Source organism: Parasulfitobacter algicola, from assembly GCF_013315265.1.
Taxonomy (GTDB): Bacteria; Pseudomonadota; Alphaproteobacteria; order Rhodobacterales; family Rhodobacteraceae; genus Parasulfitobacter; species Parasulfitobacter algicola.
In genome coordinates, this window is the sequence record NZ_JABUFE010000003.1 from 329326 (window position 1) to 351555 (window position 22230).

The window sequence follows — 22230 nt, forward strand, 5'->3', positions numbered from 1 at the left end:
GTTTCATATCAAATGGTGCCTGACGTGAGCGGCGCAATCAAGTGTTAGTGATTGTTGTCAGCCCGTCAGGCGGATAACGTCCCCCCATGATTGCTGATAATTTTAAACATATTGAGACCTGGGTTTTTGATCTGGACAACACACTTTATCCGCCATCGGTGCGTCTGTTTGACCAGATCGAAGTGCGGATGACCGATTATGTTGCGCGCACCCTGGATGTGTCACACGCTCATGCCGATCATCTGCGCGCAAGCTATTGGCAGGAATATGGCACCACGCTGGCTGGACTGATGACCGAACATGACATCGATCCTGATCCCTATTTGCACGATGTCCATGACATTGATTTCGGCCCTTTGACGCCTGATCCCAAGCTGACGGCAGGGTTGCAACAGCTTGAAGGACGCAGAATCGTCTATACGAACGGATCAAAACCCTATGCACATCAAGTGCTTAAGGCACGTGGTATCGATCATCTGTTTGATGCAATCTACGGTGTTGAGCATGCCGATTATCGCCCCAAACCAGACCGCGCGGCGTTTGAAACGGTCTTTGCGATGGATGGTTTGGCCCCGGACCGCGCCGCGATGTTCGAAGACGACACGCGCAATCTGGCGGTGCCTTATGCGATGGGGATGCGGACGGTGCACGTGGCGCCTGACGCGCAGCCGGCCGATCATATTGAATATCACACGGCTGATTTAAGCGATTTTCTGACCCTGGTAAAATAATGTACCTGCGGCAATTCATCCTCTTATGATGCGGGCAAAAAGACATAGGTCACTTCTGACATAAACAGGAGCTTTCGATGACCACGCAAACCCGCCCGCTTTGGCAAAGATTTTTCTTTTCATTTCCAGTGATTGGCTGGATCGCACGTGATGTCAGCGATGGTGATGAAAGCAATATCTACTATGCTTTGGTGATCTTTCTGGCCAGTTGGCTAAGTGCGATTTTGCTGTTTGGATACCCTGGGCTGATCATTCCTGCGCTTTTGATGGTGCCGACAATGTTTGTGGTGCTGATCCTGATCTCGCGTGGGTGACGACCTGTCGCTTTGATGTCTGGCGCACGACGGCTATCTTGCCGTATGTAAGGACGTAATATGCAAAGACAAACGACAGATATTCTGATTTCCGGTGGTGGTGTGGCAGGTCTGACGGCGGCGGCTGCTTTTGGCGCGGCGGGCTTTGACGTGATTTGCGTGGATCCCGCGCCGCCGATTACAGACCGCGATACCGAAGGCGCTGATTTGCGCACGACGGCGTTCTTGCAGCCTGCGCGCGATTTTCTGGCGCAGGCTGGCCTTTGGCCACGTTTGCAGGATTATGCTACGCCGTTGCAGGTGATGCGGATTGTGGATGCAGGCGGGGCAGAGCCGCAACCGCGGATTACTAAGGATTTTGATGCAGCTGATATTTCCGACAAACCCTTTGGTTGGAACCTGCCCAATTGGTTGCTGCGCCGCGAGATGATCGCCCGCCTGAAAGATCTGGATTGTGTCGATTTCCGCCCCGGCGTTGAAACGCAATCGGTTTTGACTCGTCAGGCGCATGCGTTGGTTGGCCTGTCTGACGGATCACAGGTGGCCGCCAAGTTACTGATCGCGGCTGATGGGCGAAATTCTGTTGTGCGTCAGGCGGTTGGAATAGGGGCCAGCACCAAAAGATATGGCCAAAAGGCCTTGGCTTTTGCAGTCACGCACGCGCTGCCGCATGAAAATGTATCGACCGAAGTACATCGTTCTGGGGGGCCGTTTACGCTTGTGCCATTGCCTGATCACGATGACCGCCCGTCCTCTGCCGTTGTCTGGATGGAGGAAGGGCCAGAGGCAAAGCGCTTGTTTGAGTTGCCTGTTGAGGCGTTTGAGGCAGAGATGAACGTACGGTCTTGCCATCTGTATGGGCCACTAACGTTGGCGTCACGGCGCACGATTTGGCCGATTATTAGCCAGATTGCAGATCAGTTTTATGCAGAACGTACGGCGTTAGTGGCCGAAGCGGCCCACGTGGTGCCGCCCATTGGTGCACAGGGGTTGAACATGAGCCTGGGTGATCTGAGCCTACTTTTAAAGCTGGCGCAGGATAAACCGGATCAGCTTGGGTCGGCCCAGATGTTGCGGGCCTATCACCGTGGACGCTATCCTGAAGTTCGTGCACGCGTGGCAGGCGTTGATATGCTGAACCGCGCGTCAATGCTTAAGGCGCAGCCATTGCGGGATCTGCGGGCGATGGGGTTGAACACGCTGTATTCTGCAACGCCAGTGCGTAAAACGCTGATGCGGCTTGGTTTGGGCGCCAAAGGTTAACCAATCGGGCCGATCAGACGTTCTTCACTTAGCAAGACGTTCGCTTCGACATTGCCCACACCGGGCAATGTCATCACGCGGCGTCGCAAGATCCGTTCAAAATCCGAAATATCGCGGGCAACGACCCGTAGGCGATAATCGTAAAGCCCAAGAACATGTTGGACTGTCTGTACTTCGGGAATGGCGATAACGGCGCGTTCAAAATCATCCAGACTGACACGTCCTTTTGTGGCCAGTTTGATACCCAGAAAAACGGTAACACCAAACCCCAGCTTTTGCAGATCCAGATCAAGCCGTTGACCGCTCAAAACATCGCTGTCTTGCAGCCGTTTGATCCGCCGCCAACTGGCAGATTGGCTTAACCCCAAGCGCCGCCCAATTTCGCCCGCACTAAGCGTTGCATCATCGGCCAAGGCGCGCAGAATGTTGCGATCTGTATCGTCGAGGTTGATCATATCGGCAAACCCTGGGCTGATTTGATCTCGGCAACCTGCATCAATGCTTCGATGTCAGCGATATGAGGAAGGGTCAGGATTTTGCTGCGATAGATGGTTTGGTAATGACCCATGTCACGTGCCAGAACGGACAGTCGCACATCAACCTGCCCTAGAAATGTTTGTATTTCAATAACTTCTGGTATTTCGCGGGCTGTCGCCAGAAATTCATCAAAGGCTTGTGTTTGCGTCTTGTCCAATGTGATACGCAAGCTGACTTCGACCTCGTACCCCAAGGCCCGCCAGTTGATAATGGCACGCCGCCCCAGCAAGACACCGCGTTCATGCAGTTTTTCAATCCGGCGCCAACAGCTGGCAGCTGAAATATTCGCCAGATCGGCCAGCTCCTTGGTTGGCAGATCAGGTGCGGCCTGAAGTTGGCGTAACAATCGACGATCGATGTCATCAAGCATGATTATTTCTTTTTTAGATAATTTTTGAATGATATTTTCATTACAATAGTAATACTATCGAACTTTGAAAACCTTAAAGTGTTAATAATGGTAAAGTGTGCGCAGACATCAATAGGAGAGACTGATGCGCGTTTACTATGATCGTGACTGCGATGTGAACCTGATCAAAGACAAGAAAGTGGCCATTCTGGGTTACGGCAGCCAGGGCCACGCCCATGCGCTGAATCTGCGTGATAGCGGTGCAAAGAACCTTGTCGTGGCGCTGCGTGAAGGCTCTGCCAGCGCGAAAAAGGCCGAGGCTGAGGGGCTGCAGGTCATGGGTATCGCTGAAGCAGCGGCTTGGTGCGACCTGATCATGTTCACAATGCCCGACGAATTGCAGGCCGAGACATATAAGAAATACGTGCATGACAATATCCGCGAAGGTGCGGCGATTGCTTTTGCCCATGGCTTGAACGTGCACTTTGGTCTGATCGAACCCAAGCCCGGTATCGATGTGATCATGATGGCCCCCAAAGGCCCCGGTCATACGGTGCGCGGCGAATATACCAAAGGCGGCGGCGTGCCCTGTCTGGTCGCTGTGGATACAGATGCCAGCGGTAAGGCGCTTGAAATCGGCCTATCATACTGTTCTGCGATTGGTGGCGGCCGATCTGGGATTATCGAAACCAACTTCCGCGAAGAATGCGAAACTGATTTGTTCGGTGAACAGGCCGTTTTGTGTGGCGGTCTGGTCGAATTGATCCGCGCTGGTTTTGAAACATTAGTCGAGGCCGGGTATGCACCCGAGATGGCCTATTTCGAGTGTCTTCACGAGGTCAAACTGATTGTCGATCTGATCTATGAAGGCGGGATCGCGAATATGAATTATTCGATCTCAAACACGGCCGAATATGGCGAATACGTCAGCGGCCCACGGGTTCTGCCTTATGACGAGACGAAAACACGGATGAAAGGTATCCTGAAGGATATCCAGACCGGTAAGTTCGTACGTGACTTCATGCAGGAAAATTCAGCTGGTCAGCCGTTCTTTAAAGGCACACGTCGCCTGAATGATGAGCATCAGATCGAAGAAGTTGGCAAAAAACTGCGCGAAATGATGCCGTGGATATCTGCGGGTAAACTTGTGGATCAAGACAAGAATTAATTCCCTATACTGCGTTAGGGTGGCGTGCCCCGGGTCCTATTGGCCCGGGGTATTTTTGTTTAATGACGCAAGGGGATATAATGGCAAACGCCTGTCTGATCGTTCAAACTGTAAGTATGGGATACATCCGTAACATTGTTACGTTTATTCATGATTCTATAAAGCAAAGCTTTGGTGCCGACGCCCCGTTGTTTTTAGTGAATGAAATTGATCAGGCCAGCTATCCACCGGACAGTGCGGTTTTTGTGATAGGAGAAAGTTTTCAAAGGCATACACGGCGTGACGGATGTCGCTATATTTATCTGAATTTCTCAGTTTTGCGGGTGATGGGAAATCCGCTGATGACAGGACGACAGGGGTGGAAGGCGGTACAGCGCAAGAAAGCATTGTTGGCTGATAAGCTGGACTTGTACGACATGCTTTTGGATTATCTGCCGCCGCAAACGCGGATATTGCAGCGGCAATTGGATCTGCCAGTGCGCTCATTCAAACCTTGCATAGACCCCGCTGCGATGCCGCAAGCTTTGCCGCTGCAAGAACGGCTTTATGATGTTTGCTTTGTCGGAAAACCAACGAAGCGTCGCAGCGAAATTACAATGGCGTTGCAAGAAAAGGGTCTGAAACTATCCCCACAAACAGACGTCGTTTTCGAAGAAATGGCGGCGCAATCAAAATGTTGTTTGAATTTCCATGCGGAACGATCAAATCATCTTGAAACCCCACGGATTGTTGGGGCACTGGCCGCGCAATGCCCTGTGGTGACAGAAAACAGCTATGGTCTGCGCGATCTTCTGCCCCCACATTTAATTCTACAGGCACGCAAATCAGCTTTGCCGGGTGTAGTGGCAGCACTGCTGCAAGACAAAAGACGACTGCAAGATTTATGCAATGCGTCACATAAGTGGTTCCGCGACACCTATTTACCTCAGGCCCGATCCGAATGGCGCAATCTGTGCCAAGAAATCATAAAACTGGACATCGATACGACGCATCTAACGTCACTGCGAAACGTCAGTTAAAGCAGCGATACTTCGACGGTATTCGAACCATTTGGCATTGACCGCTGGCCCGTGCACAGGTCATCTGCGTAAGCACAGGAATTAAGGTTAAACAATTGGAAAACCCAGGGTTACTGAATTGGGGCCGCATTTGTCTGGTCGCGATTATCTGGGGCGGGGCATTTATGACCGTCAAGATCGCATTGCGCGACATCGATCCGCTGACATTGGCTGCAGCCCGGGTCGTGATCGGTGCTTGTGCGCTTTATACGTTGTTAAAGCTGCGCGGTGGGCGGCTGCCTGCGCTGAATAACCGTGTGGTTTGGGGCTTTGCGATCGGGATTGGCGTGTTGTCATCGGCTTTGCCCTTTGCATTGCTAAGTTGGGGACAACAATATGTGCCATCGGCGTTTGCTGGCATGACAATGGCGGCTTTGCCGATTTTCGTGCTACCATTGGCGCATGCATTTGTACCAGGCGACCGGATGAGCACGCGCAAATCCATCGGCTTTGCGGTCGGTTTTGCAGGAACGGCCGTGTTGGTCGGCACTGGTGGCTTGGGCGAAGTTGATGGCCCATTAGAAATATGGGCGCGGTTTGCCTGTGTAGGTGCGGCATTATGCTATGCTGTGGGGTCGATTGTGACGCGTCGCTGTCCTGATGTGGATCAACTTTCCTTGTCCACAGCCGCATTGTTGACGGCAGGTATTATTTTGACGCCCATTGCGCTGATTGTGGAAGGTTTACCAGGTTCAATATCACTCAGCCCCTTGATTGCGTTGATTTATCTCGGTTTGATCCCTACGGCAGTTGCATTCATCATCAAAGTTGCGGTGATCCGATCTGCAGGGCCAAGTTTTATGACGCTGACGAATTATCAGGTACCTGTGTGGTCAGTCTTATTTGGATTTTTGTTCCTGAACGAGGCCCTGCCGCCGCAGCTTTTTCTGGCGCTTGTATTGATTTTGTCCGGCATCGCGATTAGCCAGTGGCGTACTTTGGTAGGTCTCATATTAGGGGATAAAACCTGAAAACCGGGACCTAAACCGCCGCTTCGACTTCGGCCACGATGCCATTGACGACGCTGTTTAGCATGGCTTCATCTTCGCATTCTGCCATTACGCGGATCAGGGGTTCGGTGCCTGATTTGCGGATCAATAGACGGCCTTTGTCTTTCAGATCAGCTTCGGCCTGTGCGATGGATGCTTGCACGGCAGCCGATTGCATGGGGTCGGTTCCATCATATCGAACATTTTTAAGTAGTTGCGGAACACGGTCGAAATTCTGTGTTAGGCGGCCGGCAGGCATTCCTGTGCGCACCATTTCGGCCAGAAACTGCAAACCTGCGATCAGGCCGTCGCCTGTTGTGGCGTAATCGGTCATGACGATGTGGCCGGACTGTTCCCCGCCCAGGTTCCAGCCGCCCCGGCGCATTGCCTCGACCACATAGCGGTCGCCGACGGGCGTGCGCTCCAGCCGCAGGTTCTTGGCGTCCAGAAACCGTTCAAGACCCAGATTGGACATAACGGTCGCAACCAGTGTATCGCCCTTTAACTTGCCCTCGGTGGCCCATTTTGCGGCCAAAAGCGCCATGATCTGATCGCCGTCTGCCACGTGACCGGTTTCATCCAAGATCATCACGCGGTCTGCGTCGCCGTCCAAGCAAATGCCCACATGTGCGCCATGGCTGATGATAGTTTCAGCAGCGGTTTGCGGCGCGGTCGATCCGCATCCATCGTTAATATTAAAGCCATTTGGGGCAGTGCCTACGGGGATCACATCAGCGCCCAATTCCCAAAGCACTTCGGGCGCGGTTTTATAGGCAGCACCGTTTGCGCAATCTATGACGACCTTCAGGCCATCCAAACGCACGCCAGGCACCGTGGATTTGACCCGCTCATTATACCTGAACCGCCCGTCATAGACGTGTTTGGCGCGCCCGATGTTTTGCGATTTCGCAGGCGCCACGCCTTCGTGCAGCAGGCGTTCGATTTCGGCTTCGGCGTCGTCGCTTAACTTGAACCCATCGGGGCCGAAAAATTTGATGCCGTTGTCGTGGTGTGGGTTGTGACTGGCCGAGATCATGACACCCACATCGGCGCGCATGGATGGTGTCAAAAATCCAACGGCAGGGGTTGGAACAGGACCAAGCAACAGCACATTCATACCGGTTGAGGTAAAGCCAGCGGTCAGTGCGTTTTCAAACATGTATCCCGACAAGCGCGTATCTTTCCCGATAACAACACGGTGTGCGCGGCTGTCGTCACGGCGAAAAAACCGGCCAGCCGCCGCACCAAGACGCAGGGCCATATCAGCGGTCATGGGGTGACTGTTGGCTTCGCCGCGCACACCATCTGTACCGAAAAGTTTGCGTGTCATGGGGGGCCCTCTAGAATGGCTTTGCTAAGTGCAAAGGCTTGTTTTATGGGTTTGATATCATGGACACGGTGCAGTTGCACGCCCTGAGCAATCGCATGAAGGCTGACGGCCAATGTTCCGGGCATCCGATCATGCGCGTCGGGAACATCCGCAATCGTACCGATAAAGCGCTTACGGGATGCGCCCAACAAGATGAGGCATCCAAGACCGTGAAAAAGGGACAAACCGCGTAAGAGCTTCAGATTGTGATCCAGCGTTTTGCCAAATCCTATGCCAGGATCGACTATGATCTGGGTGCGGGCGATACCAGCGTTTTCGGCAATAGCGATACGATTTGACAGAAAATCATATACATCCAGCAGGACATCGTCATAGACCGGGTTATCTTGCATCGTTTCAGGATCGCCTTGCGCATGCATCAGACAAATAGGCGCATTCGCGTGGGCAGCGGTGGCTGCAATCGTGGGATCGAAAGACATCGCAGACACGTCATTGATCAGATTGACGCCTGCATCAACGGCAGCGTGCGCCACTGTGGATTTGCGCGTATCAATGGAAATCGGGATGCGGCTTTTGGCGCGCAGGGCCTGTATGATCGGAATGGTCCGGGCGATTTCTTCGGTCACTGTGACTTCGGCCGCACCAGGGCGTGTACTTTCACCACCAATGTCAATGATGTCGGCCCCGTTGGCCTGCATCTGGTGGGCATGCTGAAGGGCGATGTCAAAAGTATCGAATTTGCCGCCGTCCGAAAAGCTGTCAGGCGTGGTGTTCAGTACCCCCATAAGCCGTGGTTCATCAAAGTTTAATTCAGCAACAGATGCGCGCGGGGCACATATCGCGTGAATGATAGCATCAGGAATTTCAGTGACCGGAACAATGTCACTTGGCCGTTCACGTTCGATACGTTCGGCGTGTGTGAACCACGACCAGCCATCTGCGATCTTTTGTGCATTTTGCGGAATCATCAGCCCGGTTTGGGCAAGTGGGCGATAATAGCATGTCATGGGCGCTTATCAGTCCTGACGGCCTTCTTCGCTTGGCATAAGAGCGATGGATCGGATCGGTCCTGTGGCAGTATCGATGATCATCATTTTTTGCGCATGGATGTGGTGTGCGAACCATTGGCTAAGGGCGAAGGCATCTGACGCAGGCGTATCAGGGCCGTCGACAGCATCAAGAATGATCTTGGACGGGGCCCATACAGACATCTGGTTGTTTTTCATTGACCAATCCAATTCTGTCATCGTTTCGACGACAACACATCGATGATCAAAACCTGCCAGAACCCAGGCATTTTGTTCAATGGCCAGCAGATCAATGCGACGTTGGGCGGCAGGGGCCTTGGATTGTGGCGCGGGTTGATCTGCGGACCCCACGCAAAAGATAACGGGATCGCCCGTCTGTTCCAATTCGTCAATCCAGCGGGTTAGTCGGTCGCTGGTGATTGCGGTGTTCGATAAAAAGACGATAATTGGGTGGGGCGCGACTTCTGCCACCTCATCAACCGACCCTAGGGCGCGTGAACGCACAATTTCGACCCCAAGGGCATAGGGGCCACGGTCCAGTTTTTCGATCCGGATAAAGGCTCGCATAGCCTGTGGTTCCAGCAAAATTCTGTCAGCCACGCGTTCGGCTAGTGTTTCAAGCAGGTTCAGACGTTCTGCCGCAAGTTCCAAGCTGACCGCTTCGGTAATGCGGTCATACGACAGGATGCGATCCACATCATCATCAATCGGACCTGTTAGCGGCGTAACTTCGACCACAATGTTAAAACAAACCCGTTGGGTCGTGCCACGTTCAGCCTGAAAGGCACCGATTTCCACGTCGACCACGTGATCGCGCACGGAAATACGATCAAGGGGATCATCCGTGCTGGTCGCAGCAGAGCGCTCAGATGGATGTGCAAAAGCCAGATGAATGTCTTGCGTCATAAGGTGGCCTCCGACCGATGGTATAGCCGGAACGCCATGTCGCGAACAGCAAAACCTGACTTAGCGCTGAGCAGTTTGATAGCTTTGTCTATAGAAGTGATGAAAGCCGATCGTCGTGGTGCGCGGATACACATTGGACCAATGCGGACGAACCGCTTTGGTGTGATAATGCGTGGCCCCTTGTGTCAAGTTCTTGGGGGCGGTGCCATTCAGCATCATCATGGCGATCTTTCCGACACGTTCAAACGCGCGCGGCTCACCGATCACCTCATTTTTGCCATCACAGGTATAGCTGAACTGACACGCATGTTTGCGGCCTGTTCCCTGATTGATCACGCCACAGACTGATGCGGGATATTTGCGGTTGGAAACACGGTTCAAAATAACCTCGGCCACGGCAAACTGGCCTTTTACGCTTTCGCCGCGGGCTTCAAAATAAAGCGCCTCGGCCAGACAACGCCATTCTTTGTCGCCTTTTACAACGGGTTGGGATGCCAGCCATTGCTTTGTATATTGGATGTTGGACGTCTTCGTATTCGATGATGGCTTAACGGCCGATAAGTCATGGATCCGGTCCGGGTCCATCATATCAATGACAAAATGTTCGTTATTCATCAGTGACGACAGTTGAATTTCGGATTGGTCTGAAATGGATTCGTTTGAATAAGCACTCAGTGGCAAAATACCAATAAAAATACCAATCCCCAAAGAGATAAAATTCTTCATATTAAATCACCCAGTCTTTTGGCAGCGCGGGAATTATTCCGCAAGTGCCGCGCATTTACGCTATGGTTTCCGTTTCGTCCAGTCTGGAATCCGTTACTGTAACAAACTGAAACGTTGATCGCCGCGTCTTTAGCGGGACAATGTTTCTATTTGGTTCATTTGTCCCGCAATGCAAGCTGGGCTGCGGCAAGCCGCGCAACAGGTACACGAAAAGGGGAACATGATACGTAATCATACCCTGCTTTTCGGCAAAAATCGATGGATGCTGGCGTACCACCATGTTCACCGCAGATAGACAGAACAATATCAGGTTTGACAGATCGGCCGCGACTGGCGCCGATTTCCAGTAATTCACCAACGCCGTCCAGATCCATCACGTGAAATGGATCTTCGGGATAAACGCCCTGTTGGACATATGCTGCCATAAATCGCCCCGCATCATCGCGCGACAGGCCATAGGTCATCTGTGTCAGATCATTTGTCCCAAAGCTAAGAAAAGCAGAATGCTGGGCAATGTCTGCCGCCCGAAGTGCCGCACGGGGTGTTTCGACCATGACGCCAAGGCGATAATCGAAACTGGCACCAAGTTCAGTGCGTACGGCAGCGGCAACCGCATCAATGCGCGTTTTAACCAGCTCAACTTCGCGTTTTGCCGTGACCAGCGGGATCATGATTTCTGGCACAATCGCTTGACCACCTTTGCTGGCTTCCACTGTGGCTTCAAATATGGCGCGGGCCTGCATATCGTAAATTTCAGGTACAGTGATGCCCAACCGCACGCCGCGCATACCCAGCATCGGGTTGAATTCTGACATTTCTTCGACCCGTGCGGTCACGTCCGACATTGGCAGATCAAGCGCTTCGGCCAGTTCGCGCAGGCCTTCGCGCGAGCTTGGCAGAAATTCATGCAAGGGTGGATCAAACAGGCGAATACAAACCGGCATACCCTGCATTATATCGAAAAGCTGCACAAAATCGGCGCGCTGCATGGGCAGCAATCGTTCCAATGATGCGCGTCTGTCTTGGGGGCGATCTGCAAAAATCATTTCCCGCATAACAATCAGACGGTCTGTTTCGAAAAACATATGTTCGGTTCGACACAGACCAATACCCTCGGCTGCAAAGTTGCGCGCGGTTTGGGCATCGGCCGGTGTATCAGCATTCGCGCGCACCCCGATATCGCGATACGTATCGGCCCAGCCCAGCAATTTCTGAAAGCTGTCGTCCAGCCCGGCCTCGACCATTTGGGGTGCGCCTGCCAGAACCTGACCGCGGGTTCCGTCAATCGTCAGAATATCGCCTTCTTGAAACAGGCGCCCATCTGAACCGATCAGCGTTTTGGTACGTGTGTTCAACTTGATATCCGTCGCCCCGACAATACACGGCAACCCAAGACCGCGTCCGATCACAGCGGCGTGGCTTGTCATGCCGCCACGTTCGGTCAGAACACCCTGCGCTGCGTGCATGCCGCGGATATCTTCGGGCGTGGTTTCGCGGCGCACAAGGATACAGGGTTCTTCGCGGGCCGCACAGGCCTGGGCGTCGGCGGCAGAAAAGACCAGCTTGCCGCTGGCAGCGCCAGGGCTGGCCGCAATGCCGTGACCGATACAATCCCGAATGGCTGTATCATCGACTTGACGGTGCAAAAGTTCGTTCAATGCCGACGGTTCAATCCGCAAAATCGCATCTTGAGTCGAAATAATGTTATCTTCGGCCAGATCTACAGCAATACGAACGGCCGCGCGTGATGAGCGGGGCAGGCGGACCGCATCCAGAATATGCAGATTGCCGTTTTCAATCGTAAATTCGACCTGCATTTCTTCGCGCAAACGCTGACGGCATTTATGACCGCAGGTGATCAGTTCTTCGAAAGCGGCGGGCGTCAGATCTTCCAGCGATGGGCCGCGCTTGTCTTTGGTGATGTAAATCGCCTTGCTGCCTGCTGACAACGCATCGCGGCCCTGACTTTGGCTTAGATAGCGACCTGCGATTTTTGCCAAACCCGTCGTGGCATCGGCAAATTGAATAACGCCTGACCCGCTTTCGCCGGCCCCCAGCCCCAAAGCCATTTGCTGCACGACCAAACCCAGTCCCGCATCCGCCGGCGCCCCTTTGGCCTGGCGCAGCAGACGGGCGCTTGTGCCTTCCCAGGCGCGAGCCATGGATCTTAGGACCTCGGCCAATTGCTGATTGGGGTCCTGTGGAAACGGCTCATAGGTTTCATCTTCGTATGCGGCCAGGGCCAGTTGTGCGGCGTCAGAATTTGATTTTTCCGGGAATTCAAATGCTTCGGCATCAAGTCGCGCGACATGAACCGCATAGGATTGAATAAAACGCAGATAAAGCCGACTGGCCGCCCCATGACCGATTTTGTTACATAAGATGTCGTAAAGCGCGTTGTTCATGCCGATGTTCAAAATCGCACCGGGTCCACCCCAGTCAGGATCTTGCGAACTTGGACGCACCGATACCAATGGAAATTTTCCAAAAGGGGCCATCATTCCGGCGATATCGGGCAACTGACCTGCGGCGATAGCGTGAACCGCGGCAAAGGACAAAGCGACAGTTTTGGGCACAGGCATATCCAGGCGGATCAACCGCTGAAGACACTTCGCGCGTCCGCCATATTGATCGTTCGAGATCGAAGCCGTGGGCGTGATCAGCGTGAAGTCTTTGAAATTGCTATGTTTCTGCACTGCGGCATATCCTTGTCATGGGTGCAGCATAAATGTTCCGCGATCTCATACAAGAAAAAGCTGGTCGTATGGGCGAAGATGCCCCAGCCAAGGGGCATCTTCGCACCGCTCATCAGGCCCTGTGCCGGGCCTTTTTCGCGAAGAAAGCCCGGACAGGGCTTGATAAGCGATGGTTAGCCGTCGATGCGCGTCAGATCGGCGACGCTTAGGCAAATGGTGCGAATACGGCTGAGCAGGTTCAGCCGATTGCGGCGCAGGATTTCACTTTCGTCATTCACCTGGACGGCCTCAAAAAACGCATCAATCGGTGCGCGCAGGGCGGCCATGGCGGTCATCGCGGTTTCGAAATCCTCGGCGTCCATGGCGGGTGTGATCTTGGTGTCGGCGGCATCAAGGGCCGTAAACAGCGCCTTTTCTTCATCCATTTCCGCAAATTTGATATCCGCACCGTATGAATATTCAACGCCATCCTTGTCTTCGGCTTGCGTCAGAATATTATTCGCCCGCTTGAACCCCTGCAGCAGATTTTCCCCATCGTCGGTTTTCAGGAACGCGCTAAGCGCCCTGGCCCGTTTGACAAGAAGGGTAAGATCGTCATTGCCGGGCATCGAGATACAGGCGTCGATGACGTCGTGGCGGATACCTTCGTCACGCAGGTGGACTTTGAGGCGGTCGTGGATGAAGGCGAGGAGGTCGGCTGCATCCGCGCGGAAGACGTCCCACAGTATTTCGTTATCCTCATAGTCATTACCATCCTCAGTTTGTCCGCTTCCGGTAACTTCTAAATATTTTTCATGTATTTCTGGGTTTGATTTAAGTGATGCAGGTGACACTTGGCCGTAGTGAACTGATAGGACGATTGTTTTTTCCAGCCAGTTATCTAAGATCTTTAACAAAGGAGCAGTAATGCTATTTTCAAATACCAACCGAATGACACCCAAAGCCGCGCGTCTCAGCGCATAAGGATCCTTACTTCCCGTCGGCTTATCATCAATCGCCCAAAATCCGGTCAGAGTGTCGATCTTATCGGCCAACGCCACGGCCACCGATACCGGATCGGTGGGGACATCATCCGATGGACCAAGGGGGCTGTAATGGTGTTCTGCGGCTGCTGCGATATTGTCGCTTTTGCCAGCGGCCTGCAGGTAATAGCGGCCCATAACCCCTTGAAGTTCCGGGAATTCATAGACCATTTCGGATGCCAGATCGGCCTTGGCGAACCGGGCGGCTTCTTCTGCCTGATCCGCATTCGCCCCAACAAGCGGCGCGATTTCGCGGGCAAGGGCGGCGATGCGGTTGATCCGGTCGCCCTGTGATCCCAATTTGTTGTGGAATGTCACATTGGCCAGGCTGTCCAGCCACGGCTGCATGTCGGCCTTGGCCACGCGCAGGTCGTTTTCCCAAAAGAACTTTGCGTCGGCCAAACGGGCGCTGAGCACCTTTTCATTACCCGCCAGAATGGTCGCGCCATTGTCAGTGGTTTCACGGTTCGCCACGGTTACGAATTTCACGATCTTGCCCGATTTCGGATCACGGACGGAAAAGAATTTCTGATGCTCTTTCATCGAGGTTTGCAAAACCTCGGGGGGTAGGTCCAGATAATCGGTGCCGATCTTGCCCATCAGAACGACGGGCCATTCGACCAGCCCTGCGACTTCGGCCAGCAGGCCCTTGTCCTCAACCACTTCAAGTCCTTGCGCAAAGGCCATATTGGTGGCGTCGTGCCAGATTTGATCAGCACGCTCAGCGGCATCCAGCACTACATGGGCGCGTTTCAGCTTGGTCTCGTAATCCTCGAACGAAGTGACTTTGATCGCGCCTTTCGACATAAATCGGTGACCCTGCGTGACATCGCCAGAGTGGATATCGTCAACCTGAAACGGCACAATCTGCGCGCCATCCTCCGCATACAAAATGCACAGGATCGACTGCAATGGCCGCACCCACCGCAATGTACCTGCGCCCCACCGCATGGATTTTGGCCATGGGAAATTGCGGATCGTGTCTTCCAGCAGCTCGGCCACGATATCGGCTACGGGGCGGCCCGGTTTTTCGATTATGGCAAAATACACCTGGCCTTTTTTGTCATCACGCACCTGCAACTGATCTTTGGTCAAGCCTGCGCCGCGCAGGAACCCGTCGATTGCCTTTTCGGGCGCATCTGTGCGCGGGCCTTTGCGTTCTTCGCGGATCGTCGGGCTTTCCGCCGTCAGGCCCGATACTGTCAGCGTCAGCCGTCGCGGCGTGGCAAAAGCGCGTGCGCCGGCATAGGTCAGCCCAGCCTCGACCAGACCGTCAGTCATGCGTTTTTGCAGGTCGCTTGCGGCCTTGGCCTGCATGCGCGCGGGGATTTCTTCTGAGAACAGCTCAATCAGCAGGTCGGGCATTTATCTATCCGTAACAGGGGGTTCGGGGCAGCCATCGGGCGTCGGGCGGCCGTCAAAAACGACTTCGCCACAGGCATTGATCTGGTGCCAGACAAAGCCGCGCCCATCGTCCATGATCGCAATCACGCGGTCGATGCCATAGGTGATGTTTTCGGTGCCCATAAACGCAAAGGCGGTTTCATTTTCCAGCGCCGCCCCGATGTCATCGGCGTTAAAGCAATCGAACCAGCCAGGCGCTTCCAGCGGTTCAGCGCGGTCATAGGTAACATAGGTTTCGGTCATCATCGCCTGGCTTTGCGGTGTGGTAAAACACGCGCGATAGCGAACGGGCGAACTGTTGGCATCGATAGCCTGAAAATCGTCGTAAAGAATCGGTTCAGGCTGGCCGCCAATGATAGGAGTCATCTGCACATCAGACACACCATTGGGTTCGACGGCGGCGTAAAATGCATAAACTTGCAGATAATACAGCGCGCCGCCGGCGATCAGCGAAACGATCACAATAAATATCCCTATGATTTTGCCTGACATGCGCCTTACCTCAGATCCAGCTTTGGCCAATAGCATTTAGGATGATTTTTACTATGAAAAGTAAGTTCATCGGATGCTCAGTACCAGTTTAGATTAATAATAGGACGCTTCAATTTTCGAACTTTTCGAAAAAGCTTATCGATCGGTATCTCAAGATCAGGTATGCGCTTTTCATGAGTTTCGACAAAAATATAGTCAATGCGATTCAGTATCGGTGCTTCAAGAAGCGCGTTCAAAACAGCAACCTCTGATCCTTCGATGTCCATTTTTATCACACCTATGTCAGTATTAAGATCAGCCAGAAAGCGTACAAAATCAATTTGCTGAACCTCTATTGCATTGTTTAAGTCAATATTCGTTTTATCGGCAAACGTGCTTGTGCTTTGTGAACTTGTGATCTGATCCGATTCAAAATCGTTGTGCCGATACATCGAAATTGTACTGTCTTCTACACCGACAGCTGCTTCGACGACTTCGACATTATTGATGCTTATCAGATTTTTACGCAGTTGCTCTGCTGTCCAGGGGTCAGGCTCAAACGCATAGACGGTGCTTGCTTGTTTTGCCATGATCTTGCTGATTTCGCCAATATTGGCCCCAAGATCAATGCATAGTTTTCCTTCACTGGCAGCCAATGCAGCCTGCAAGTCAGCCATGCTGGCGCTTGGGGTATGGCGTCTATGTATCTTGCGAAACTTCAGGCCAATTTTTCCTGGTAGGTGTCCCAAGAAAAAAGCTGTAGTCTTGCGATATTGCTTCTTCAAAGAACTAGCCATTCTGCAGCGCTCCTGGTCTTTGTATAATTAAACCCCCGGCTTCCGTCTGCACAAAGGCATCCGCGCATTGCTTGGCCAACGTACGAACGCGCCCGATATAGGCCTGCCGTTCCGTGACTGAAATCACGCCGCGCGCATCCAGCAGGTTGAACAGGTGGCTGGCCTTGATGCACTGGTCATAGGCGGGATGCGCCATGATGATGCGCAGACCGGTTTTGGGATCTTCGGCGGGTTCTGACAAAATACGTTCGCATTCGGCTTCGGCATCTTTGAAATGCTGCAGCAAAGTATCTGTATCAGCCACATCGAAATTCCAGCGGGCATATTCCTGTTCGGTTTGGCGAAAAATATCGCCATAGCTTAACGCAATTGGCGTTTGCGGATCATTGAAGGGCATGTCCATCACGTGATCCACCCCCAAAACGTACATCGCCAAGCGTTCAAGGCCATAGGTCAGTTCGCCCGAAACCGGTTTGCAATCATGGCCACCGACTTGCTGAAAATAGGTGAACTGGCTGACCTCCATTCCGTCGCACCAGACCTCCCATCCCAGGCCCCAGGCGCCCAGTGTCGGGCTTTCCCAATCGTCTTCGACAAAGCGGATGTCGTGCAGATCCATATCAATGCCAATGGCTTGTAGTGATCCCAGATACAAATCCTGCAGATCGGCCGGGCTAGGTTTGATCAGCACTTGATACTGATAATAATGCTGCAACCGGTTGGGATTTTCGCCGTACCGTCCATCGGTCGGGCGGCGTGATGGCTGAACATAGGCCGCAGCCCAGGCGTTTGAGCCTAAAGCGCGCAAGGTTGTGGCGGGATGAAACGTACCTGCGCCCACCTCCATGTCATAGGGCTGCAGGATCGCACAGCCTTTTTCTGCCCAATAATTCTGCAAACGCAAGATGATTTCCTGAAAACTGCGGGGCGGCGTTGGGTTTGACATGATTTTTCCTGCGTCTTGACGGGCGAGTGTGTCCTAACTGTCAGTGCAGCAAGGGTCAATTGTCCGCAAGGGCAATTATCCGCTCGCAACTGCTTTGGGATTTGCTAGGTATTAGGGAACTGTGAAATCAGATTAAACGGGTATGTTTGGCGATGATAAAGGTTTGGGCGGGTGCACTGGCAGCAATATTTTGTCTTGCAGCCCTATCGGGTCAGGTCTTTGCGCAAGATCGTGTGTGGGTTCAGATCGAAGCCCAACCAAGCCTGGCCGAAGCGCAGGAACGCATTCGTGATTATTCGTCCAGTCTTGATAATTTGCATGGGTTCGCTTTGGGGTCGGGCTGGTATGGCATTGTGCTTGGGCCATATAATTCAGAAGACGCTGATCTTGTTTTAGGGCGATTGCGACGTCAGGGTTTAATCCCACGTGACAGTTTCATTGCATTTGGTCGAAATTTTCAGCAACAGTTTTGGCCCATTGGCGGCAATGCGTTTACGGCACTGGCCGCCCCCAGTCCCCAGATCACAATCGACACAATCCCGCAAAACCCAACATTGCAGATTATCGACGAAACGCCGCAGCAGGCCCGCGCAAGTGAACGGCTTTTGACCCGTGAAGATCGCGAAGTATTGCAGAAGGCTTTGAAATGGGCGGGGGTATATACTGCTGGCATTGATGGATCATTCGGGCGCGGAACACGAAATGCGATGGCAGAATGGCAGCGTCTTCAAGGGCTTGAAGAAACGGGTATCCTGACGACGGCCCAACGCGGCCAGCTTTTGAGCGATTATAACGCCGTTCTAGAAGGTTTGGATCTGCAAGCCGTGACCAACACAGATGCTGGCATCCAAATCAAGCTACCGCTTGGGGTGGTGGTGTTTGACAAGTATGATCCTCCGCTGGTTCATTACACCGCGACGACGGATTTGAATGTGCAGATCAGCCTGATCAGTCAAAGCGGTGACGAAAACAGTCTGCTTGCGCTTTATGATCTTTTGCAAACCCTGCAGATTATGCCCCTGACAGGCCCACGCAACCAAGAGCGGACCAGTTTTCAGATTACGGGCGTGGATGCGAAGCGCCACTCTTACGCCTATGCTGAATTGCGCGGGGGTGTGATCAAGGGCTTTATCCTTGTATGGCCCGCAGGCGATGAACGCCGTCGCAGTAGGTTACAGGATGAACTGCAAAGCAGCTTTACACCCATTGACGGTGTACTGAACCCATCTATTGTGCCGCCATCTGCGGATCAGGCAATTGATCTGATCGCAGGATTACAGATCAGACGACCAAAATTATCCCGGTCCGGTTTCTATATCGATAACGCTGGAACACTGATCACCACAACCGAAGTGACGGATCAATGTCCACGTCTGACACTTGATGAAACCTATGAAGCGCGCGTGATCGCGACGGCTCCGCAATTTGGTCTGGCAATTTTGCAACCAACGACAGATTTGGCCCCCGCAGGTTTTGCATCATTTCTGGGTGGTATCGCGCGAATACAGCAGGATATTGCTGTGGCAGGGTATTCCTATGAAGGGGCATTGGATGCGCCAACAGTAACGTTCGGCCAGATTGCGGATATTCGCGGGTTGAATGGAGATGACGCGTTGGATCGGCTGTCAGTGTCGGTGCTTGCGGGTGATGTCGGTGGGCCTGTGTTGGATGCATCGGGTACTGTTGTGGGAATGCTGCTGCCAAATTTGGATGATGGTCGCCAGTTACCACAAGATGTTCGTTTTACGGTTGATGCAGAGGCGATCAAACAGGTTCTTGCAAAGGCAAACATCAGTTATCAGATTGCCGATGCGTCAGCGCCGATGCGTGCCGAAGATCTGTCAACAAAAGCCATTGAATTAACAGCGCTTGTAAGTTGCTGGGATAATTAATCCAAGCATCTTCAAAACGTAAAATGCCCTACTTAAAGCAGGGCATTTAAGGCTGTGTTAGCCACAGCAAAGCGAATGTATTTCGTCGGAGGCAAGGACGAATTTGCCCTAGTATGCTTAACAATATGCTAAAGCATCGTTCTTGGATCGTTAGAAAACCATAAATTTAAGTCCAGTTTTAGACATATAATACCCATCATTCCCCATCGAATGCGCAAAGGGCGTGGACATTTATGCCCAGCTTTTCCAACAAAGCGCGCCCGCCAAGATCGGGAAGGTCGATCACGAAGGCACAGCCGACAATTTCGGCACCAAGCTTTTCGATCAGTTTGATCCCAGCCTCAGCTGTGCCACCCGTTGCCAGCAGATCGTCCACCACCAAAACACGTTCCCCGGCTTTCAGGGCATCGTCGTGTATCTCCATAACCGCCTCGCCGTATTCCAGCTTGTAATCCTGGCTGATCGTCTGGCCTGGCAGCTTGCCTTTTTTGCGAATGGGCACGAACCCGACCGTTAATTGATGGGCAATAGCCCCGCCCAGAATAAAGCCGCGCGCTTCAAGCCCGATGACTTTATCAATCTGTTGATCGGCATATGGGTGCAGCAATTGATCGATGGCCATGCGAAACCCGCGTGGGTCGGCAAATAATGTAGTGACATCGCGAAACATAATTCCGTCATGGGGGAAATTGGGAATTGTACGAATATAATCTTTAACGGTTTTCAAGACGGGATCCTTTGCGTGTCAGAAATCGCATAAGTTGTTCAAGTGGGCCATGGGATGACAGATGATCCCAAAGCCAAGCATAAATGACCGATAGCGCAATAAATGCAATTGCAGCAAGCAACATATCAAGTGCTGATCGCGTACCAGAAAGCCATCCCATTACATCAAGAATGACCAACCCCAAAAGAATATGTGCGATGTAAAGTGTCAAAGCCTGACGTCCGGCCAAAGCGGCAGGTCGTAAAGCCGTTTCTGACCGGATTAGGCGTAAGCAAAGTCCCAAAACCAACGCAGCTGTTCCCATGCTGCCTGCAACATAGAACGGATTTGGTGGGATCGGGGACAGGGCGACGACCTCAATCAGTTCAGGATCGGCATAGCCTAATGCCAGGCTAAACACCGTAACAGCAGCCCATGTGGCAAATCCCCAAACAATCAAGCGCATTTGCATGCGTGGCCGTGCCAGGTTGCGGCGGCCCAGCCATAATCCGAACAACACAAACGCAAGCCACGGGAAAACCGGATGCCAGCCATTGTAAAACAGATTTCGTACGAAGCCGACTGGCGTCCAAAAATCGGTATATGTCAGGGTGTCCCAATCCCAGCCAGCTTCATAATTCAAAGTGAATAGCGCGATATATGCCGCGATCGTTACACCAACTGCCAACCATAAAAACACACGCCCTGAAAAGCCCATCACTAATGCAGCAAACAGGAAATATACACCATAATAGTGCAAAATGTCGGCGGGAAAGATCAGCATATTCAGCAGTCCAACCGCAAACAAAATGGCTCCGCGCAGGATCAGATCGCGTGGTGCGATTTTTGAAATCGAAATGCCGACACCAGCCAGAATAACAAATAACGCGGCCGCCCGACCTTGAAAGATTTCGGTGACAGGACTGGACCAATCCGGTTGCGGATGGGCTGCCACGTTGAAATTGACGATCACCATACCTGAAAACGCAAGAAAGCGCGCGATGTCCAGTCCATGCAGGCGTGTCACAAAACGCGACCTGCTACAGCGTCCAGTTTTGCGACAAGTGTGGGGTCGCGGCTCTCAGGCTTAGTCATGATGGCATGATCAAGCGCGCGGTCACAGTTGTGCGGGCAGGGCGTACGTATGTGATCTAAAAGCGCAGGCAGTTGTTTAATCAGAGATCGCGCATTTTCTGAATTGCCTCTCAAAGTAGTGATAATCTGATTGATATCAACAGCCCCATGATCAGGATGCCAACTGTCATAATCGGTGATCATAGCGACCGAAGCATAGCAAATTTCAGCCTCGCGGGCCAGTTTTGCCTCGGGCATATTGGTCATGCCAATCACGTCGCAGCCCCAGTTTTCGCGGTACATCTTGGATTCGGCCAGTGTTGAAAACTGTGGTCCTTCCATCGCCAAATAGGTGCCGCCCTTGTGGATTGTGATCCCGGCTATTTTGGCAGCCGTTTCGCAGACATCCCCCAATCGTGGGCAGGTCGGATGTGCCACACTGACATGGGCCACACAGCCGGTGCCAAAGAACGATTTTTCGCGCGCGATCGTTCGGTCAATGAATTGATCTATGATCACGAAATGCCCAGGTGCCATGTCTTCGCGAAATGACCCACAAGCGGAAACCGATATAATGTCGGTCACACCAATCCGCTTTAGCACATCAATATTTGCGCGATAGGGAACGGTGCTTGGTGAATGGACGTGACCGCGGCCATGGCGCGGGAGAAAAACCATTTCGATATCGTCCAATACGCCCGTCAGAACATGATCGGATGGCGCCCCCCAAGGGCTTTCGATATTTTGCCAAGTTGCGTTCTTCAGCCCATCTATTTCGTATACGCCCGAACCTCCGATGATACCGATTTTCGTCTTTGTCATG

The 22230-nt window shown here is 52.7% G+C and carries 21 protein-coding genes; 7 read left to right on the forward strand and 14 right to left on the reverse strand.

Features of this window, described 5'->3' with window-relative positions:
• Positions 1-86 precede the first annotated feature (86 nt).
• The 3 genes from HRQ87_RS07730 (at position 87) to HRQ87_RS07740 (ending at position 2308) form a co-directional block, all read left to right on the forward strand.
• On the forward strand, positions 87-731 hold the full coding sequence (locus HRQ87_RS07730) for a pyrimidine 5'-nucleotidase (protein ID WP_174136953.1): 645 nt from the start codon (positions 87-89) through the stop codon (positions 729-731).
• Between the two features lie 77 nt (positions 732-808).
• The gene (locus HRQ87_RS07735; RefSeq protein ID WP_174136954.1) at positions 809-1045 is read left to right on the forward strand and encodes a hypothetical protein; all 237 of its coding nucleotides are present in this window, start codon (positions 809-811) and stop codon (positions 1043-1045) included.
• 60 nt (positions 1046-1105) lie between these two features.
• Positions 1106-2308 (forward strand): UbiH/UbiF family hydroxylase, encoded by a 1203-nt coding sequence (locus HRQ87_RS07740; RefSeq protein ID WP_174136956.1) that lies wholly within the window; start codon positions 1106-1108, stop codon positions 2306-2308.
• Here the strand turns inward: HRQ87_RS07740 and HRQ87_RS07745 are convergent.
• Complete coding sequence (locus HRQ87_RS07745) at positions 2305-2763, reverse strand: Lrp/AsnC family transcriptional regulator (RefSeq protein ID WP_174136958.1); 459 nt, start codon at positions 2761-2763, stop codon at positions 2305-2307. The genes HRQ87_RS07740 and HRQ87_RS07745 overlap by 4 nt on opposite strands.
• The gene (locus HRQ87_RS07750) at positions 2760-3215 is read right to left on the reverse strand and encodes an Lrp/AsnC family transcriptional regulator (RefSeq protein ID WP_174136960.1); all 456 of its coding nucleotides are present in this window, start codon (positions 3213-3215) and stop codon (positions 2760-2762) included. Before HRQ87_RS07750 ends, HRQ87_RS07745 begins: the two co-directional genes overlap by 4 nt.
• A 124-nt stretch (positions 3216-3339) precedes the next feature.
• Between HRQ87_RS07750 and ilvC the strand changes: the two genes are divergently transcribed.
• From ilvC to HRQ87_RS07765, 3 genes are all read left to right on the forward strand, one after another.
• Positions 3340-4362, forward strand: a complete 1023-nt coding sequence (ilvC, locus tag HRQ87_RS07755; RefSeq protein WP_174136962.1) for a ketol-acid reductoisomerase — start codon at positions 3340-3342, stop codon at positions 4360-4362.
• 80 nt (positions 4363-4442) lie between these two features.
• On the forward strand, positions 4443-5381 hold the full coding sequence (locus HRQ87_RS07760) for a CgeB family protein (protein WP_174136964.1): 939 nt from the start codon (positions 4443-4445) through the stop codon (positions 5379-5381).
• Between the two features lie 95 nt (positions 5382-5476).
• Positions 5477-6391, forward strand: a complete 915-nt coding sequence (locus tag HRQ87_RS07765; protein ID WP_246251855.1) for a DMT family transporter — start codon at positions 5477-5479, stop codon at positions 6389-6391.
• 10 nt (positions 6392-6401) lie between these two features.
• Here HRQ87_RS07765 and glmM read toward each other — a convergent pair whose 3' ends face one another.
• From glmM to HRQ87_RS07810, 9 genes are all read right to left on the reverse strand, one after another.
• Positions 6402-7739: a phosphoglucosamine mutase gene (gene glmM, locus HRQ87_RS07770; RefSeq protein ID WP_174136966.1), complete on the reverse strand. Its 1338-nt coding sequence runs from the start codon at positions 7737-7739 to the stop codon at positions 6402-6404.
• Positions 7736-8746 carry a dihydropteroate synthase gene (folP, locus tag HRQ87_RS07775; RefSeq protein ID WP_174136968.1) on the reverse strand — a complete coding sequence of 337 codons (1011 nt, stop codon included), beginning with the start codon at positions 8744-8746 and terminating at the stop codon, positions 7736-7738. Before folP ends, glmM begins: the two co-directional genes overlap by 4 nt.
• Positions 8747-8755: 9 nt before the next feature.
• Positions 8756-9673: a dihydroneopterin aldolase gene (locus tag HRQ87_RS07780; protein WP_174136970.1), complete on the reverse strand. Its 918-nt coding sequence runs from the start codon at positions 9671-9673 to the stop codon at positions 8756-8758.
• Positions 9674-9733: 60 nt separating this feature from the next.
• On the reverse strand, positions 9734-10399 hold the full coding sequence (locus tag HRQ87_RS07785) for a cell wall hydrolase (RefSeq protein WP_246251858.1): 666 nt from the start codon (positions 10397-10399) through the stop codon (positions 9734-9736).
• Between the two features lie 155 nt (positions 10400-10554).
• A complete protein-coding gene (locus HRQ87_RS07790) occupies positions 10555-13095 on the reverse strand; it encodes a putative PEP-binding protein (protein ID WP_174136971.1) in 2541 nt (846 codons plus the stop codon).
• Positions 13096-13268: 173 nt separating this feature from the next.
• Complete coding sequence (glyS, locus tag HRQ87_RS07795) at positions 13269-15482, reverse strand: glycine--tRNA ligase subunit beta (RefSeq protein ID WP_174136973.1); 2214 nt, start codon at positions 15480-15482, stop codon at positions 13269-13271.
• Entirely contained in the window at positions 15483-16013 is a 531-nt protein-coding gene (locus HRQ87_RS07800) for a DUF6446 family protein (protein WP_174136975.1), read from the reverse strand.
• Between the two features lie 77 nt (positions 16014-16090).
• On the reverse strand, positions 16091-16789 hold the full coding sequence (locus HRQ87_RS07805; protein WP_174136977.1) for an FkbM family methyltransferase: 699 nt from the start codon (positions 16787-16789) through the stop codon (positions 16091-16093).
• Entirely contained in the window at positions 16782-17735 is a 954-nt protein-coding gene (locus HRQ87_RS07810) for a glycine--tRNA ligase subunit alpha (RefSeq protein ID WP_174136979.1), read from the reverse strand. Before HRQ87_RS07810 ends, HRQ87_RS07805 begins: the two co-directional genes overlap by 8 nt.
• A 152-nt stretch (positions 17736-17887) precedes the next feature.
• Between HRQ87_RS07810 and HRQ87_RS07815 the strand changes: the two genes are divergently transcribed.
• Positions 17888-19627, forward strand: a complete 1740-nt coding sequence (locus HRQ87_RS07815; RefSeq protein ID WP_174136981.1) for a serine protease — start codon at positions 17888-17890, stop codon at positions 19625-19627.
• A 196-nt stretch (positions 19628-19823) separates the two neighbouring features.
• Here the strand turns inward: HRQ87_RS07815 and HRQ87_RS07820 are convergent, their stop codons facing one another.
• From HRQ87_RS07820 to HRQ87_RS07830, 3 genes are read right to left on the reverse strand one after another with little or no spacing between them, the layout of a single operon-like run.
• A complete protein-coding gene (locus HRQ87_RS07820; RefSeq protein ID WP_174136984.1) occupies positions 19824-20354 on the reverse strand; it encodes an adenine phosphoribosyltransferase in 531 nt (176 codons plus the stop codon).
• Positions 20341-21360, reverse strand: coding sequence for a DUF418 domain-containing protein (locus HRQ87_RS07825; protein WP_174136986.1), 1020 nt, complete (start codon positions 21358-21360; stop codon positions 20341-20343). The genes HRQ87_RS07820 and HRQ87_RS07825 overlap by 14 nt, the downstream gene beginning before the upstream one ends.
• A complete protein-coding gene (locus tag HRQ87_RS07830; RefSeq protein WP_174136988.1) occupies positions 21357-22229 on the reverse strand; it encodes an S-methyl-5'-thioadenosine phosphorylase in 873 nt (290 codons plus the stop codon). The genes HRQ87_RS07825 and HRQ87_RS07830 overlap by 4 nt, the downstream gene beginning before the upstream one ends.
• Position 22230 lies beyond the last annotated feature (1 nt).